Source organism: Mycobacterium sp. 1245852.3 (genome assembly GCF_001669335.1).
GTDB classification, from domain to species: domain Bacteria; phylum Actinomycetota; class Actinomycetes; order Mycobacteriales; family Mycobacteriaceae; genus Mycobacterium; species Mycobacterium europaeum_A.
Window position 1 is genome coordinate 1 of record NZ_LZLL01000466.1, and the last position, 2224, is coordinate 2224.

The 2224-nt window shown below is 64.6% G+C and carries 1 protein-coding gene and 2 pseudogenes; all 3 read left to right on the forward strand.

Features of this window, described 5'->3' with window-relative positions; genetic code table 11:
• A pseudogene (locus A9W96_RS33090) lies at positions 1-220 on the forward strand (biotin synthase BioB); the annotation flags it as partial.
• A 37-nt stretch (positions 221-257) separates the two neighbouring features.
• Positions 258-1976: an FAD-dependent monooxygenase gene (locus tag A9W96_RS20665; protein ID WP_197499592.1), complete on the forward strand. Its 1719-nt coding sequence runs from the start codon at positions 258-260 to the stop codon at positions 1974-1976.
• A pseudogene (locus A9W96_RS30665) lies at positions 1958-2224 on the forward strand (FAD-dependent monooxygenase); the annotation flags it as partial. The gene A9W96_RS20665 and the pseudogene A9W96_RS30665, both read left to right, overlap by 19 nt.

Here is a 2224-nt window from a genome sequence, read left to right on the forward strand (position 1 = left end):
CACACTGCAACCGCTGGCACTACACCTAGCCAATTCGATGTTCCTCGGGGACTACCTCACCAGCCAAGGACAGCCCGGCGAAGCCGATCGCGCGATGATCAGCGACGCCGGATTCGTAATCGAAGGCGTCGAGGAACCCACCCTGCCAGTCGACCGCTGCCACGACCTCGTCATCACCCGCCACCGCGGCGCCGGCACCAGCACCCCCGCCAACACCTAGACCGCTGATGAAGTCGGATAACGAGGTGAACTCAACCATGTCGCACCAACCGGTGATCATCGTCGGAGGCGGCCCGGTCGGGCTGTCTGCTGCCCTGGAGCTCGCCCGCTTCCATGTTCCCAGCGTTGTTCTAGAGGCGCATGATTCGACCTCGTGGCATCCCAAGGCCCGCAATCTCAATGCGCGGACGATGGAGATCGCCCGAGGATGGGGAAGCGCAGTGTATCAACGCCTGCGTGGCATCGATACCCCGCCGGGCTGGAAGAGCCCGATGAGGTATCTGGACACGATCGTCGGCCAGGAGGTGGGCCAGATCGAGACGCGAGGTTTCGAAGGGCCCGGGCAGACGATCAGCCCAGCGCTGCCGATCATGTCCTCGCAGGACCTGACCGAAGCCATTCTGCGTGACGCGGCGCAGGCCACCGGGATCGTCGATCTGCGCTTCGGTCACCAAGTCACTGACGTGCTGTCCGGGTCAAGCGACCACGACACCGAAGCGGCCGTGGCGGTCCGCGTCAACGCCACGGGCGACACCTACACGCTCGCCGCGGAGGCCCTGGTTGCCGCTGACGGTGCCGACAGCACGGTACGTACGCAGCTGGGCATCGCCTTGAACGGCGAGCAGGGCATCAACAAATTCGTCAACTGCTACTTCCGCGCCGATATCGAACACCATCTCGGAGAACGCCGGGGCGTGGTGTTCTTCGTCGCCAACCCCAACGCCGCCGGCCTGCTGCAACCACTTGACGCACGCGGCCGCTGGCTATGCCAGATCGGCGTGTCGCCGGATCAATGGGTGCGCGAGCTCTGGGACGCCGAGCGAGTAAGACAGTGGATCCGCGGCGCGGTCGGCGTGCCCGACCTCACCGTCGAGGTGAAAGGCGTTGGGCTCTGGCAGATGAACGCCACCGTCGCCGATCGTTGGGTCCAGGGCCGCGTGGTGTTGTGTGGCGATGCTGCCCACCAGTTTCCCCCCACCGGAGGCCTTGGAGTCAACACAGGACTGCAAGACATGCACAACGCCATGTGGAAGTTGGCCTTATGCATCCGTGGTCTGGCCGGGTGGTCGTTGCTCAAAACCTATGAGGACGAACGTCGCCCACCCGCGATCGCCACGATCCAACAGTGTTTGGAGAATCACCGCAATCTCGCGCAGCTTGCCGCGGCCTACTACTACCCGGCGGCCATTGACATCACCGCCGAGGAAGCCAAGCGGGAGAGCCGACGCTTCGGCAATCATTTCGGCGTCGAGCTCGGCACGGTGTATCGCTCGGCCGCCGTCATCGATGACGGCACAACACCTCCCGACGTCGACGACGACTACAGCGACTACACACCCAGTGCGACACCGGGCTGCCGGGCCCCACACATATGGCTGGGCAACGAACGTGAACCGATATCGACACTCGACCTCTTCGGCGCCAGCTTCACGGTGCTTACCGGTCCGGACGGACATAGTTGGCGAACGGCAGCTGCGGATGCGGCGCGACAACTCGGGGTGCCTCTGGTCAGCTATGCGATCGACGATCCGGGCTTGGCCGATCACAGCGACACGTTCTTCGATCACTACCAGATCGGCCACGACGGCGCGGTCCTCGTGCGTCCCGACGGGTATGTCGCCTGGCGCAGCCCATCCAGGCACTCCGACGGCGCCCCGCTTATCCAAGCCGTCGAACAGATCCTGGATCGCCGGCCCGCAACGGGACTTTCCGGACACGCGAACAAGAAGCGTGGCATGTGGCAGACCATGCGGTAGTCGTTGCCGGCGCGGGCCCGACCGGGCTGATGCTGGCCGGTGAGTTGGCGCTGGCAGGAATCGACGCGGCGATCGTCGAGCGCCGCAGCAGCTGCGATGAGCTGATCGGCTCGCGCGCGGTGGGATGACGTCGCGCACGATTGAGGTTCTCGATCAGCGCGGGATTGCTGATCGATTCCTGTCGCAAGGATGGACGGGCCAGATCGGGCACTACTCCGGGATTTTGATCGACATCAGCGACCTGCCCA

Coding starts and splice junctions, on each gene's coding strand:
- A9W96_RS20665 (WP_197499592.1), top strand. CDS start 258: ATGTCGCACCAACCGGTGATCATCGTCGGAGGCGGCCCGGTCGGGCTG.